General features: G+C 65.8%; 8 protein-coding genes and 1 pseudogene. 3 read left to right on the top strand and 6 right to left on the bottom strand.

Features of this window, described 5'->3' with window-relative positions; genetic code table 11:
- Positions 1-76 precede the first annotated feature (76 nt).
- The 3 genes from pyrH to rpsB form a co-directional block, all read right to left on the bottom strand.
- A complete protein-coding gene (pyrH, locus tag U4Y88_RS14840) occupies positions 77-793 on the bottom strand; it encodes a UMP kinase (RefSeq protein ID WP_027814826.1) in 717 nt (238 codons plus the stop codon).
- Between the two features lie 272 nt (positions 794-1065).
- Complete coding sequence (gene tsf / locus U4Y88_RS14845) at positions 1066-1947, bottom strand: translation elongation factor Ts (protein WP_065060168.1); 882 nt, start codon at positions 1945-1947, stop codon at positions 1066-1068.
- A gap of 213 nt (positions 1948-2160) precedes the next feature.
- Positions 2161-2916: a 30S ribosomal protein S2 gene (gene rpsB, locus U4Y88_RS14850; RefSeq protein WP_205992922.1), complete on the bottom strand. Its 756-nt coding sequence runs from the start codon at positions 2914-2916 to the stop codon at positions 2161-2163.
- Positions 2917-3447: 531 nt separating this feature from the next.
- Between rpsB and map the strand changes: the two genes are divergently transcribed.
- The 3 genes and pseudogenes from map to U4Y88_RS37760 form a co-directional block, all read left to right on the top strand.
- Entirely contained in the window at positions 3448-4269 is an 822-nt protein-coding gene (gene map / locus U4Y88_RS14855; RefSeq protein WP_224007644.1) for a type I methionyl aminopeptidase, read from the top strand.
- Between the two features lie 334 nt (positions 4270-4603).
- On the top strand, positions 4604-7180 hold the full coding sequence (locus U4Y88_RS14860) for a [protein-PII] uridylyltransferase (RefSeq protein ID WP_310632217.1): 2577 nt from the start codon (positions 4604-4606) through the stop codon (positions 7178-7180).
- 1136 nt (positions 7181-8316) lie between these two features.
- Positions 8317-9558, top strand: a pseudogene (locus tag U4Y88_RS37760) (pseudouridine synthase); the annotation flags it as partial.
- A 124-nt stretch (positions 9559-9682) separates the two neighbouring features.
- On the opposite strand, the gene def reads toward U4Y88_RS37760, so the two are convergent.
- The 3 genes from def to U4Y88_RS14880 all read right to left on the bottom strand — a co-directional run bounded on the left by def (position 9683) and on the right by U4Y88_RS14880 (position 14025).
- Positions 9683-10216: a peptide deformylase gene (gene def, locus U4Y88_RS14870; RefSeq protein ID WP_224016817.1), complete on the bottom strand. Its 534-nt coding sequence runs from the start codon at positions 10214-10216 to the stop codon at positions 9683-9685.
- Complete coding sequence (gene ligA / locus U4Y88_RS14875) at positions 10213-12273, bottom strand: NAD-dependent DNA ligase LigA (protein ID WP_321784948.1); 2061 nt, start codon at positions 12271-12273, stop codon at positions 10213-10215. Before ligA ends, def begins: the two co-directional genes overlap by 4 nt.
- Positions 12274-12660: 387 nt before the next feature.
- Positions 12661-14025 (bottom strand): cell division protein ZipA C-terminal FtsZ-binding domain-containing protein, encoded by a 1365-nt coding sequence (locus tag U4Y88_RS14880; protein WP_321784780.1) that lies wholly within the window; start codon positions 14023-14025, stop codon positions 12661-12663.
- Positions 14026-14078: the final 53 nt, after the last annotated feature.

Below are 14078 nucleotides of genomic sequence, written 5' to 3' on the forward strand. Positions count from 1 at the left end.
CTTTGTTGCGGTACGGGCCCGCCAGCGCGCATAGAGGGCGGCGCGGCCCGAAATCGATTTCGTGTGAAACGAGAGTTTACACGTGGACGAGCGTGCCTTCGTCTTCGCCCTGAATGATGCGCTTGAGCGCGCCCGGCTTGACGATCGAAAAAACCCGGATGGGCAGCTTCTGATCGCGGCACAGCGCGAAGGCCGTGGCGTCCATCACCTGCAGATTGCGGCCGATTGCCTCGTCGAAGCTGATCGTCGAGTAACGCGTGGCCGTCGGGTCCTTCTTGGGGTCGGCCGAGTAGACGCCGTCGACCTTGGTGGCCTTGAGCACGACTTCCGCGCCCACTTCCGCGCCACGCAGCGCGGCTGCGGTGTCGGTCGTGAAGAACGGGTTGCCGGTGCCGGCCGCGAAGATCACGACCTTGCCTTCCTCGAGCTGACGGATCGCGCGGGGGCGGATGTACGGCTCGACCACCTGATCCATGCGCAGCGCGGACTGCACGCGCGCCTCGATACCGGCGTGGCGCATGGCGTCCTGCAGCGCGAGCGCGTTCATCATGGTCGCGAGCATGCCCATATAGTCGGCGGTCGCGCGGTCCATACCGGCCGCGCCGCCCGCGACGCCGCGGAAAATGTTGCCACCGCCGATCACGACTGCGAGCTGGGTGCCGAGCCGCACCACCTCGGCCACGTCTGCCACCATTCGTTCGATCGTGGCGCGGTTGATGCCGAAGGCATCATCGCCCATGAGGGCTTCGCCGGAAAGTTTGAGCAGGACGCGTTTATAGGCGGGTGTGGGCATGGAGGTATCCAGGATCGCGCGCAAAGGGCAATAACTTGAAACTGTAGGGGTGAAATACGGCTTGGGGCAAGCGCCACCAGAAATAGCGAAGATTTGTGCCACGGGGCACAGCGGAAGACCGCTGCGCCCGGCACGAGGCGCCGGGCGTCGCTACATCGGGCGTCGCTACGCTGCCCCACCGCGGCGGAAATGCGCCGCCGCGGCGTACTACGGGACTGCGATGAGACTTTTACTGCGGGTACGGCTCGATAAAGCTAAAGGCTGCGCGGCCCTTATTGCTGCTTTGCAGCAGCGACTTGCGCGGCCACTTCGGCAGCGAAGTCGTCCTGGCGCTTCTCGATGCCTTCGCCAACGACGAACAGCGAGAACTTCTGCACCGACGTGTTAGCCGCCTTGAGCATCTGTTCGATCGTCTGCTTGTCGTTCTTCACGAACGGCTGGTTCAGCAGCGAGACTTCCTTCAGGTACTTCTGCACCGAGCCGTCGACCATCTTGGCGACGATTTCAGCCGGCTTGCCCGATTCGGCAGCCTTCTGTTCGGCGATGCTGCGCTCCTTGGCGATCAGGTCGGCCGGCACTTCGTCCGACGACAGCGAGACCGGCTTCATCGCGGCGATGTGCATTGCCACGTCCTTGCCGACCTGCTCTTCTGCGCCCGTGTACTCGACCAGCACGCCGATACGCGTGCCGTGCAGGTACGAAGCCAGCTGGTTGGCGGTTTCGAAGCGCGCGAAACGGCGGATCGAAACGTTTTCGCCGATCTTGCCGACCAGTGCGAGGCGCACTGCGTCGACCGTCGAGCCTTCCAGCGGCAGAGCCGACAGAGCGGCGACGTCAGCCGGGTTTTGCGTGGCGACCAGTTCGGCCACCGTGTTCGCGAATGCGAGGAAGTCGTCGTTCTTCGCGACGAAGTCGGTTTCGCAGTTCAGTTCGACGACCGCGCCAGCGTTGCCGCCGATGAACGAAGCGATCACGCCTTCAGCCGTGACGCGCGATGCAGCCTTGCTCGCCTTGTTGCCGAGCTTGACGCGCAGGAGTTCTTCAGCGCGCGCCAGGTCGCCGTCGGCTTCCGTCAGCGCCTTCTTGCATTCCATCATCGGCGCATCGGTCTTCGCGCGCAGTTCTGCCACCATGCTTGCGGTAATTGCCGCCATCATTCGCTCCTTGAGTCTGTCTGGTACACGCCGCGCCGCATGCTTCGATGCGGCCGGCTGGAATTCGTTTCCGTTCGAGTCTGTTCTGAAACGCTTTTTTACAGCTGCTTCTACAGGACTACGGTGCCGCGGTGATGACGCGGCGACGAAAGTCGCGGCTTAAAAAAAAGGGGCCTATGGAAAGCCCCCTTTTCTTGCCGGACACGGGGCAGCTTACGCCTCCGAGTTGACCTCGACGAACTCGTCGTCGCCGTCGTTGCCGCGCGCTGCTGCGACGACTTCGTTGACCGAGCTCGCACGGCCTTCGAGGATCGCGTCGGCCACGCCTTCGGTGTAGAGCGCGACTGCCTTGCTGGCGTCGTCGTTACCCGGGATGACGTAGTCGATGCCTTCCGGCGAGTGGTTCGTGTCGACCACAGCGATGACGGGGATGCCCAGCTTGTTGGCTTCCGTCACGGCAATCTTGTGGTAGCCGACGTCGACCACGAAGATCGCGTCCGGAATGCCGCCCATGTCCTTCACGCCGCCGATCGACTTTTGCAGCTTGGCGATTTCGCGTTCGAACAGGAGCGCTTCCTTCTTGCTCATCTTTTCGAGTTCGCCTGCCTCAACCGCTGCTTCCATGTCCTTCAGGCGCTTGATCGAAACCTTCAGCGTCTTGAAGTTGGTCAGCATACCGCCGAGCCAGCGTGCGTTCACGAACGGCATACCAGCGCGCTGCGCTTCCTGGGCGATCGTGTCACGCGATTGACGCTTCGTGCCGACGAACAGGATCGTGCCACGGTTCGATGCCAGCTGACGCACGTACTTCAGTGCGTCGTTGTACATCGGCAGCGTCTTTTCGAGGTTGATGATGTGAATCTTGTTGCGATGACCGAAGATGAAGGGGGCCATCTTCGGGTTCCAGAAGCGCGTTTGGTGACCGAAGTGGACACCGGCTTCCAGCATTTGGCGCATGGTAACTGCCATGAGAATTTCTCCGCTAGGGTTTGGGCCTTAAGCCGGCTGCCGTATCGTAGCGCCCTCCGCCTCAGCGGATGAGCGCCCGACACCCTGGGTGCGCCGGCTCGCGATTTAAAAAAATGTCGCCTGCTGCTCTGCTACTGCTACTGCTACTGCTACTGCTACTGCTACTGCTACTGCTTTCTGCCACTACTTATTACTGCATTGCGCCCGCGGCGACTGCGGACTCAGCCGCCCCGCTACGCCATTCATCCATGCTAGTCATGGATTGAAAGAATACGGGGAGCGACTTAGCCGAAGATTATAGCACGCGAAATCAAAGCCGCTCAAGCCAGCTATTACCCTCGCAGAACGGACGGCAGCGGGTGGCGCCCCCGACTCCACCGCGGCGCAATCCGGCGGCAAACCAGCCCCAAGCCAGCACCAAACCCGCCCCAAGCCGGCGACGATACCGCGGCGATCCCCCAGTATTAGCCCAGCGACCGCCGGGATAAGGTGCGATAATTCGATATTCGACTGCATTTTCGGGCGCACACCATGGCCATTTCGATCAAGAACGAACACGACATCGCGCAAATGCGCGTCGCCTGCCGCCTGGCAAGCGAGGTGCTCGACTACATTACGCCGTTCGTCGTCGCGGGCGTCACGACCGGCGAGCTCGACCGCCTCTGTCACGAATATATGACCAACGTGCAGGGCACCGTGCCCGCGCCGCTGAACTATCAGCCGCCCGGCTACCCGCCCTACCCGAAGGCGATCTGCACCTCGGTCAACGATGTGATCTGTCACGGTATTCCGGGCGACAAGGCGCTGAAGAACGGCGACACGCTCAATATCGACATCACCGTCATCAAGGAAGGCTATTTCGGCGACACGAGCCGCATGTTCATCGTCGGCGAAGGCTCGATTCTCGCGAAGCGCCTCGTGCAGACCACGTATGAGTGCATGTGGCTCGGCATCGACCAGGTGCGTCCGGGCGGCCATCTCGGCGACATCGGGCATGCGATCCAGCGTTACGCCGAATCGCAAGGTTATAGCGTGGTGCGCGAATACTGCGGCCACGGCATCGGCACGGTGTTCCACGACGAGCCGCAAGTGCTCCATTACGGCCGCGCCGGCACGGGCGTGGAACTGCTGCCGGGCATGATCTTCACGATCGAGCCGATGATCAACGCCGGCCGCCGTGACATCCGCACCATGCCGGACCAGTGGACCGTCAAGACGAAGGACCGCAGCCTCTCGGCGCAATGGGAACACACGGTGCTCGTGACCGAAACCGGCTACGAGGTGCTGACGGTATCGGCGGGCACGCCCGCCAAGCCGGCGATCGTCGCGCAGATGGCGGGCAGCGTAGCCTGATCGCCGATTGAGCGCACGGGTCGGGCGGCGGCGGTTCGCGTGAGTCTGGCGCCGCACTTGCCGCCCAAACGCCGGGGCGCCCGAGCGCCATCAGGAAATGAGTAGTGGAAGTAGTCGGCCGGAAAGCGCGCCGCAGCGCCGCCGGCCACGCAGTCAAGCATCATGAATGCGAGCCGGCGTCGAACGCCCCGCCCGCGGTAGTTCACGCAGTTCAGTTCAGGCAAGACCATGCAGTGACGGCGCCTGTGCGCGCCAGCGGCGCCCCCGCCCGGCGGCCCGCCGCCCCGACCCATCGACCGCGCCCCGTGCGCCAACCATCGTCCAGTTCCAGTTCATGAGCGTTCTCGCCGCCGCACCCGATACGTCGTCGCTGAGGTCCGATTACAAGGCCGCCAAGGCCCAGTTGCTCGAACGGTTCAAGACCGCCTCCAACGTCGACACGCTGATGCGCGCTCTCGCCCGCACCACCGACGACACGCTGCGCAGCGCCTGGAACCTGTGCGAGCTGCCGGCCTCGCTCGCGCTCGTCGCCGTGGGCGGTTATGGGCGCGGCGAGCTTGCGCCGTTTTCCGACGTCGACATCCTCGTGCTGCTGCCCGACGACGAAGCGCTCGCGCCGCTCGAAGCGCGCATCGAGCGCTTCATCGGCCTCGCGTGGGATCTGGGGCTGGAGATCGGCAGCAGCGTGCGCAGCGTCTCGCAGTGTCTGGAAGAAGCGGCCAACGACGTGACCGTGCGCACGTCGCTGCTCGAAGCGCGCCGCCTGACCGGCAGCGCGACGCTGTTCGGCGACTTCGCGCAGCGCTACCGCGACGCCATGGACCCGCGCGCGTTCTTCCAGGCGAAAGTGCTCGAAATGCGCCAGCGCCATGCGCGCTTCCAGGACACGCCCTACTCGCTCGAACCGAACGTCAAGGAAAGCCCCGGCGGCCTGCGCGATCTGCAACTGATTATCTGGATGACCGAGGCGGCCGCGTTCGGCAGCAGCTGGAAGGAGCTCGACGAGCGCGGCCTGATCACCGGCCGCGAAGCGCGCGAACTGCGCCGCAACGAGACCTTCCTGAAGACGCTGCGCGCGCGCCTGCACGTCATCACGGGACGCCGCCAGGACATTCTCGTGTTCGATCTGCAGACCGCCGTCGCGGAGAGCTTCGGCTTCAAGGCCAGCGGCTCGCGTCGCGCGAGCGAACAGCTCATGCGCCGCTACTACTGGGCGGCCAAGGCGGTCACGCAGCTCGCGAGCATCCTGATCCAGAACATCGAGGCACAGCTCTTTCCGAGCACGAGCGGCATCACGCGCACGCTGTCGGCGCATTTCGTCGAGAAGCAGGGCATGCTCGAAATCGTCACCGACGATGTCTTCGAGCGCGACCCGCACGCGATCCTCGAAGCCTTCCTGCTCTACGAACAGGTGCCCGGCGTGAAGGGCCTGTCGGCGCGCACGATGCGCGCGCTCTACAACGCGCGCGACACGATGGATCAGCACTGGCGCCGCGACCCGGAAAACCGCCGCCTGTTCATGGAAATCCTGCGCCAGCCCGCCGGCATCACGCACGCCATGCGGCTGATGAACCAGACGAGCGTGCTCGGGCGCTATCTGCTCAATTTCCGGCGCATCGTCGGGCAGATGCAGCATGACCTCTACCACGTCTACACGGTCGATCAGCACATCCTGATGGTGCTGCGCAACATGCGCCGCTTCGCCGTGGCCGAGCACGCGCACGAATATCCGTTCTGCAGCCAGCTGATCGCGAACTTCGAGCGCCCGTGGGTGCTGTACGTGGCGGCGCTGTTCCACGACATCGCCAAGGGCCGCGGCGGCGATCACTCGCAGCTCGGCATGGCCGATGCGCGCCGCTTCTGCCGCGACCACGGCATCGAGCGCGAGGACGCCGACCTGATCGTCTGGCTCGTCGAGCAGCATCTTACGATGAGCCAGGTCGCGCAGAAGCAGGACACGAGCGATCCGGAAGTGGTCAAGCGTTTCGCCGATCTGGTGGGCACGGAGCGCCGCCTTTCCGCGCTTTATCTGCTGACGGTCGCCGATATTCGCGGCACCAGCCCGAAGGTCTGGAACAACTGGAAGGGCAAGCTGCTCGAAGACCTCTACCGCGCGACGCTCGCGGTGCTCGGCGGCGCCAAGCCCGACGCGCATTCCGAGCTGAAGACGCGCCAGGAACTGGCGCTCGCGCTGCTGCGCCTGGAGACCGTGCCGGAGAACGCGCATCGCGCGCTCTGGGACAAGCTCGACGTGGGCTATTTCCTGCGCCACGACGCCGCCGATATCGCCTGGCAAACGCGCGTGCTGTACCGCCACGTGGAGACGCCGTCGCCCGTCGTGCGCGCGCGCCCCTCGCCGGTTGGCGAAGCGCTGCAGGTGCTGGTCTACGCGAAGGACCGCCCGGATCTGTTCGCGACGATGTGCGCGTACTTCGACCGCAGCGGCCTGTCCGTGCTGGACGCGCGCGTGAGCACGACGCGCCACGGCTACGCGCTGGACAACTTCATCGTCGCGAATACCGAGGATGAAGTGCATTACCGCGATATCGCGAACCTCGTCGAGCAGGAACTCGCCGAGCGGCTCACGGCCGAAAGCCATGTGCTGCCGGAGCCGTCCAAGGGCCGCCTCTCGCGCCTGTCGCGCACCTTCCCGGTGACGCCGCGCGTCGACCTGCGGGCCGACGAGCGCGGCCAGTACTACATCCTGTCCGTGTCGGCGAACGACCGGCCGGGCCTTCTTTATTCGATCGCGCGCGTGCTGGCCGAGCACCGGATTGGCGTCCAGGCGGCGCGAATCAATACGCTCGGCGAGCGCGTCGAGGACGTGTTCCTGCTGGACGGGTCGGGACTTTCCGATAACCGTCTGCAGATCCGCGTCGAAACGGAATTGCTGCGCGCGATCGCAGTCTGAATGCAACACCGAGCAACATCGAAATACCTGGAATCATGCGAGCCAAACTGACAGCCAAGCATCCGCGCCCGACTACCCCGGAACGCGCCCCCGTCCGCCGCGGCGCCACGACCGCGCGCAAGCCGGTGCGTCCGGCCGAGGCGAAGCCTTTCGCCCCGTCGACGGGGCCCAAGGGCGCGTCGTCGAAACCGTCGCGCCCGCCGCGTGACGGCGATGCGCGTCCCCCGCGACGCGCCGACGGCGATCAACGCGGCGAACGCGGTTTTTCGCGCGGCCGTGGTGAGGGCGAGGAGCGTCGGTCGTTCCAGCGTCGCGATGAGGGTGGTGAGCGTCGGCCGTTCCGTCCGCGTGAGGAAGGTGGCGAGCGCCGGCCGTTCCAGCGACGTGATGAAGGTGGTGAGCGTCGCGAATTCCGGCCGCGTGAGGAAGGTGGTGAGCGTCGGCCGTTCCAGCGACGTGACGAAGGTGGTGAGCGTCGCGAATTCCGGCCGCGTGAGGAAGGTGGTGAGCGTCGGCCGTTCCAGCGACGTGACGAAGGCGGTGAGCGTCGTGAATTCCGTCCGCGCGAGGAAGGCGGCGAACGCCGTCCGTTCCAGCGACGTGATGAAGGTGGCGAACGTCGTCAGTTCCGTCCGCGCGAAGAAGGTGGTGAGCGCCGTCCGTTCCAGCGTCGCGATGAAGGTGGTGAGCGTCGCGAATTCCGTCCGCGCGAAGAAAGCGGCGAACGTCGCCCGTTCCAGCGTCGCGAGGAAGGTGGCGAACGTCGTCAGTTCCGGCCGCGCGAAGAAGGTGGTGAGCGCCGTCCGTTCCAGCGTCGCGATGAAGGTGGTGAGCGTCGCCCGTTCCAACGCCGTGACGAAGGCGGCGAGCGTCGTGAATTCCGTCCGCGCGAGGAAGGCGGCGAACGCCGTTCGTTCCAGCGACGCGATGAGGGTGGCGAGCGTCGCCCGTTCCAACGCCGTGACGAAGGCGGTGAGCGTCGCGAATTCCGTCCGCGTGAGGACGGTGGCGACCGCCGTCCGCTCCAGCGACGTGATGAAGGTGGCGAACGTCGCCCGTTCCAACGCCGTGACGAAGGCGGTGAGCGTCGCGAATTCCGTCCGCGTGAGAACGGTGGCGACCGCCGTCCGTTCCAGCGACGTGATGAAGGTGGCGAACGTCGCCCGTTCCAACGCCGTGACGAAGGCGGCGAGCGTCGCGAATTCCGTCCTCGTGAAGAAGGCGGCGAACGCCGTCCGTTCCAACGACGCGATGAAGGTGGCGAACGTCGTCCGTTCCAGCGTCGTGACGAAGGCGGCGAGCGTCGTGAATTCCGTCCGCGCGACGAAGGTGGCGAACGTCGCCCGTTCCAGCGTCGTGACGAAGGCGGCGAGCGTCGCGAATTCCGTCCGCGCGACGAAAACGGCGAACGTCGACCGTTCCAGCGCCGCGACGAAGGCAACGACCGCCGCGAATTCCGTCCGCGCGAAGACCGCGGTTCCGCACGTCCCGTGAAGTCGTCGTGGGGCGAGCGTGACGGCGCGCCCGCGCGCAAATCCTTCGACAAGGGTCCGCGCCGCGACGCCGATAGCGGCGACCGTGCCGCCCCGCAACGCGCGGCGCGCGCCGAAGTCGACGGCGACAACGCGATGCGCCTCTCCAAGCGCATGTCGGAACTCGGCCTGTGCTCGCGCCGCGAAGCCGACGAGTGGATCGAAAAAGGCTGGGTCTTCGTCGACGGTGAAGTCGTCGACACACTCGGCGCCAAGGTCACGCCCGAGCAGCGCATCGAAGTCGATCCCGCTGCCCTCGCCGCCCAGGCGCGCCAGGTGACGATCCTGCTGCACAAGCCCGTCGGCTACGTGTCGGGTCAGGCCGAAGACGGCTACGAACCCGCCGTGACGCTCATCAACAGTGACAACCACTGGGACGGCGACCGTTCGGGCATCCGCTTCTCCGCGCAGCATCTGCGCACGCTCGCGCCGGCAGGCCGTCTCGACATCGACTCGACCGGCCTGCTCGTCCTGACCCAGGACGGCCGCGTCGCGAAACAGTTGATCGGCGAAAGCTCGGACATCGACAAGGAATACCTCGTGCGCGTGACCTATGGCGACGTCGAGACCGAAGTCGACCGCCACTTCCCGGCCGACCTGCTCGCGAAACTGTGCCACGGCCTGTCGCTCGACGACGTGCCGCTCAAGCCCGCCGAAGTCAGCTGGCAGAACGGCGAGCAACTGCGTTTCGTGCTGCGCGAAGGCAAGAAGCGCCAGATCCGCCGCATGTGCGAACTGGTCGGCCTACACGTCGTCGGCCTCAAGCGCGTGCGCATGGGACGCGTGGTGCTCGGCGCGCTGCCGCAAGGCCAGTGGCGCTATCTGTCGGCCGACGAAGGGTTCTGACACGCAACGCGGTTCGGCCTGAACCGCCAGCCATGAAAAACGGGAGCCACTGGCTCCCGTTTTTATTTGCGTCCCGATCAGCGGACAACGGCCAAACCGAGGCCCATCAAGCGCCTCGCGCGCGTCAATCGTCGCTATTCGGATCGAGATTCGGGAACAGGATGTCCGTGAAGCCGAACTTCGAGAAGTCGGTGATACGCATCGGATACAGCTTGCCGATCAGGTGATCGCATTCATGCTGCACCACGCGCGCATGGAAGCCTTCCGCGACGCGTTCGATCGGCGTGCCGTACTGATCAAAGCCGTTGTAGCGGATCATCGAATAGCGGCTCACCGCGCCGCGCAGGCCGGGCACCGACAGACAGCCTTCCCAGCCCTCTTCCATGTCGTGCGAGAGCGGATGGATGACCGGATTGATCAGCACGGTTTGCGGCACCGCCGGCGCCTCGGGATAACGCTCGTTCTGCTCGAAACCGAAGATCACCACCTGCAGGTCAACGCCGATCTGCGGCGCGGCGAGACCCGCGCCGTTCGCGGCGTGCATGGTGTCGAACATGTCGGCGATCAGTTCGTGCAACTCGGGCGTATCGAAATGATCAACGGGTCTGGCGATACCGAGCAGGCGCGGATCGCCCATCCTGAGAATTTCGCGAATCATGTTGTTTGCCCCTCCAGGAGCTTGTGCAACCCATCCTCGTCGAGCACCGGCACGCCGAGTTCCTCGGCTTTCGCGAGCTTGCTGCCCGCGTCGGCACCCGCCACCACGTAGTCGGTCTTCTTCGACACCGAGCCGGCCACCTTCGCGCCAGCCGCTTCCAGCATCTCTTTCGCCTCGTCGCGCGTGAGCGTGGGCAACGTGCCCGTGAGCACCACCGTCTTGCCCGCGAGCACGCCGACCGGCGCTTTCGGCGCAGGCGGACCTTCAGGCCATGTGACCTTGCCGGGCGCGCGCAGTTGCTCGATCACCGTGCGGTTATGTTCTTCCGCAAAGAACTGGTGGATCGATTCCGCCACGATCGGTCCCACGTCCTTCACGTCGAGCAGCTGCTCGATGCTCGCGTCCATGATGGGATCGAGCGAGCCGAAGTATTTGGCCAGATCCTTCGCGGTGGACTCGCCCACCTGACGTATGCCCAACGCATAAATAAAGCGCGCGAGCGTGGTCGACTTGGCTTTTTCGAGCGAATCGAGCAGGTTTTGCGCCGATTTTTCGGCCATGCGATCCAGTTCCGCGAGCGTGGCGAAGCCCAGATTGAACAGATCGGCGGGCGTGCGCACGAGATTCTGCTCGACGAGCTGATCGATGATCTTCTCACCCAGACCGTCGATGTCGAGTGCGCGCCGCTGCGCGAAATGCCAGAGCGCCTGCTTGCGCTGCGCCGGACAGAACAGGCCGCCCGAGCAACGCGCGATGGCCTCGTCGGGCAGACGCTCGATGCGCGAGCCGCACACCGGACATTCGGTCGGCATGACGAACTCGGCTGCGTCGGCCGGACGGCGATCGAGCAGCGCGCTCACCACTTCGGGAATCACATCGCCGGCGCGTCGCACGATGACCGTGTCGCCGATACGGATGTCCTTGCGGCGCACTTCGTCTTCGTTATGCAGCGTCGCGTTCGTGACGGTCGCGCCGCCCACGAACACCGGCTCGAGCCGCGCAACCGGCGTGATGGCGCCGGTACGGCCCACCTGCACATCGATCGCCAGCAGCTTCGTGAGCGCTTCCTGCGCCGGGAACTTGTGCGCGAGTGCGAAGCGCGGCGCGCGCGAGACGAAGCCGAGCGCGTCCTGCTCGTCGCGGCGGTTGACCTTGTAGACCACGCCGTCGATGTCGTACGGCAGGCTCTCGCGCTTCTCGCCGACCGCGCGGAAGAAGTCGAGCAAACCCTGCGCGCCCTTCGCGACCGCACGCTCGCTGTTCACCGGCAGCCCCATTTCCGCGTACCAGTCGAGCAGTTCGCTATGCGTGGCCGGCATCGGCTCGCCTTCGAGGACGCCAATGCCATACGCGAAAAACGACAGCGGACGCTGCGCCGTGATCTTCGAATCGAGCTGGCGCAGGCTGCCCGCGGCGGCGTTGCGCGGGTTCGCAAACTCCTTCTGACCGGCCTCGCGCTGGCGCTCGTTCATACGCGCGAAGTCGCGGCGAAACATCAGCACTTCGCCGCGCACGGCGAGCAGCTTCGGCACGCGCTGGCCCTTCAAGCGCAGCGGCAGCGAGCGGATCGTGCGCACGTTCTCGGTGACGTTCTCGCCGGTCGTGCCGTCGCCGCGCGTGGACGCCTGCACGAACACGCCGTCGACATAGCGCAGCGAAATGGCCAGGCCGTCGAATTTGAGCTCGCACGCATAATCGACCTGCTCGTCCTCGGGCTTGCCGAGCGTGTCGTGTACGCGCTTGTCGAACGCGGCGATGTCCTCGTCGGCGAAACCGTTGTTGAGCGAGAGCATCGGCACGTCGTGCACGACCTGCTCGAAACCCTCGGACGCCTCGCCGCCGACGCGCTGCGTGGGCGAATCGGGCGTGATGAGATCGGGATGCTCGGCTTCGATGGCCTGAAGCTCGCGGAACAGCGTGTCGTATTCCGCGTCGGGCAGCTCCGGCTGGTCGAGCACGTAGTACGCGTGATTGGCGCGCTCGAGTTCGGCGCGCAGCCACGCCGCGCGCTCGGTCGCGGGGGATGCTTCGGAGGGACGGGCGGGATGACGGACCATGCTGGAGACGGTTTCTGACAAGTGATTTCGGAGTCAGATTATCTCAGGAAGCCGCCCGTGTCGCATCGGCTGAATGGCTAACGTCGCGCCAACTTCAGGCCTGTTTCGTGCGCCGCCGAACGCGACGCCCGAAACTCCTGGCCGAACGGCTAACGTTGGGCCGGATGCATTGACGAGCGCCCGCGCCGATGCGACCTTGAAGGCACCGCAACCCGAGCGCGAGCCGCGTCCAGCGCATCACCCATGACCCTCCCGAATCCCTGTCCCATGCCCGGCGCGCGAGCCGGGCCGCTTCTGCCGCCCACGTGCATACGGCACGCCCAGAACGCAAAAAAGGCGCGGCGCCCTGACAGCGCCGCGCCTTTCGCGGTCTCGTTGCGTCAGCCCTTACTGGCTGAACAGCCGGCGCGTGGCCGGCGAGCCCGCCGGAATGCCGGCCTGCTCGAGCTTCGCGTAGAGCGTCATGAGCTGCTTGTCGATGTTCTGCAACACCGACTCAGGCAGCGGACGGCGCTGGTCGTCCACCACGCGCCCGCCGATGCGCTCCGCGAGCGAACGCGCGTAGTCGCACATCAGGCGGAACGGCAGGATGTCCTCGTCGGCCACCGGCACGTCGAGGATCAGCGTGATCATCTGGCCGCCCTTGTAGGTGAGGTCGTCGCGCAGGAAGTTGGTGTCGCCGAACTGGAGCATGAACACCGGGCTCTGCCGGGCGTCGAGCTTGACGAAACGCGTGCCGTCGCGCGACAGCAGCAGGCCGTCCTGCGCCGACACCGCCTGCACGTAGTTCGCCGACCACGGCGCGCCGTCCGACAGCACGTTGATCGACAGCTGCGCATCGCACTGCGCGGCAAAGCCGTCGAGTTCGCGCGCCATCGCGACCGTTTCCATCATGTCTGGGAATTCAGGCAAGCCGTCCACGCCGTCAGCGAACTGCTGCACACCCGTCACGAACTCCGAAAACTCCAGCTCGTTGAGCGGGCCGTTGCGGTTCGCAAGCTGTGCCGCCGCGCGCAATTCCTCGTAGCGCACGCCGTTTTGCAGCAGCTCCCAGCCGTCGCCGCCCTCGGGCTTGCCTTCGATGTGCACCGGCTTGCTGCCCGCACGGCGCAAGCGCTGCGCAAGCGGGATCACACGTTCGCCGGGCAGCGCGGCACCCAGCCGGATCGGCACGATGCAGTCGATGCGGCGGTCCACGACGGCCGGCGGCGCCGACGAAATCGTCGTCGCGGCGGGCAGTACGGGCTCGACGCGCTCGCCTTCGGCGGCTTTCGCGTCCTTCGCTTCGTTGCTGACCTTCGAGTCTTTGGCGTCCTTGCTCTCGGCAGCCTCGGCGGGCTCTGCGTCGGACGTCTCGGCCGCGTCAGCGGCGGCTGCAACCGTGGCCGGCTCGCCGCCCTCGCCCTCAGCCTGCGCCTGTTCGGCTTCGGGGAAACCGTTCGGCGACGTGTTCTCCGCCTGAATGTCCACGGGCGTATCGGCCGGCGCCGCCGTGCCGAAGCCCGGTTCCATGCGCTCCTCGGCCAGTTCGCCGCCCGCGAGCGAAGGCTCGCGGCGCGACGGCGCACGGGCGGGCTCGATGAACGGGCTCTGTTCCTCGAGTTCGCCGCCCAGCGGCGTATCGACCGCCTCTTCAGGCATCGGTCGCGGCATGCGCCGGCGCACCTTGGCGCCTTGCCAGGCGTTGTACACCACCACGCCCCCGACGACCACGGCACCCGCGCCGATCAACCCGAGAGTCAACTGATCCATGCATGCTCCATCTGCAATTCTTTTTCCGGCGGCGCGCGCCGCGCGCCGTCCTT

Origin of the sequence: Paraburkholderia sp. J94 (genome assembly GCF_905220285.1) — a bacterium.
GTDB lineage: Bacteria > Pseudomonadota > Gammaproteobacteria > Burkholderiales > Burkholderiaceae > Paraburkholderia > Paraburkholderia tropica_A.

What these genes read in the sequence shown, in the direction of transcription:
- pyrH (WP_027814826.1), bottom strand. Translation starts at nt 793, where the DNA reads ATGCCCACACCCGCCTATAAACGCGTCCTGCTCAAACTTTCCGGCGAA.
- tsf (WP_065060168.1), bottom strand. Translation starts at nt 1,947, where the DNA reads ATGGCGGCAATTACCGCAAGCATGGTGGCAGAACTGCGCGCGAAGACC.
- rpsB (WP_205992922.1), bottom strand. Translation starts at nt 2,916, where the DNA reads ATGGCAGTTACCATGCGCCAAATGCTGGAAGCCGGTGTCCACTTCGGT.
- map (WP_224007644.1), top strand. Translation starts at nt 3,448, where the DNA reads ATGGCCATTTCGATCAAGAACGAACACGACATCGCGCAAATGCGCGTC.
- U4Y88_RS14860 (WP_310632217.1), top strand. Translation starts at nt 4,604, where the DNA reads ATGAGCGTTCTCGCCGCCGCACCCGATACGTCGTCGCTGAGGTCCGAT.
- def (WP_224016817.1), bottom strand. Translation starts at nt 10,216, where the DNA reads ATGATTCGCGAAATTCTCAGGATGGGCGATCCGCGCCTGCTCGGTATC.
- ligA (WP_321784948.1), bottom strand. Translation starts at nt 12,273, where the DNA reads ATGGTCCGTCATCCCGCCCGTCCCTCCGAAGCATCCCCCGCGACCGAG.
- U4Y88_RS14880 (WP_321784780.1), bottom strand. Translation starts at nt 14,025, where the DNA reads ATGGATCAGTTGACTCTCGGGTTGATCGGCGCGGGTGCCGTGGTCGTC.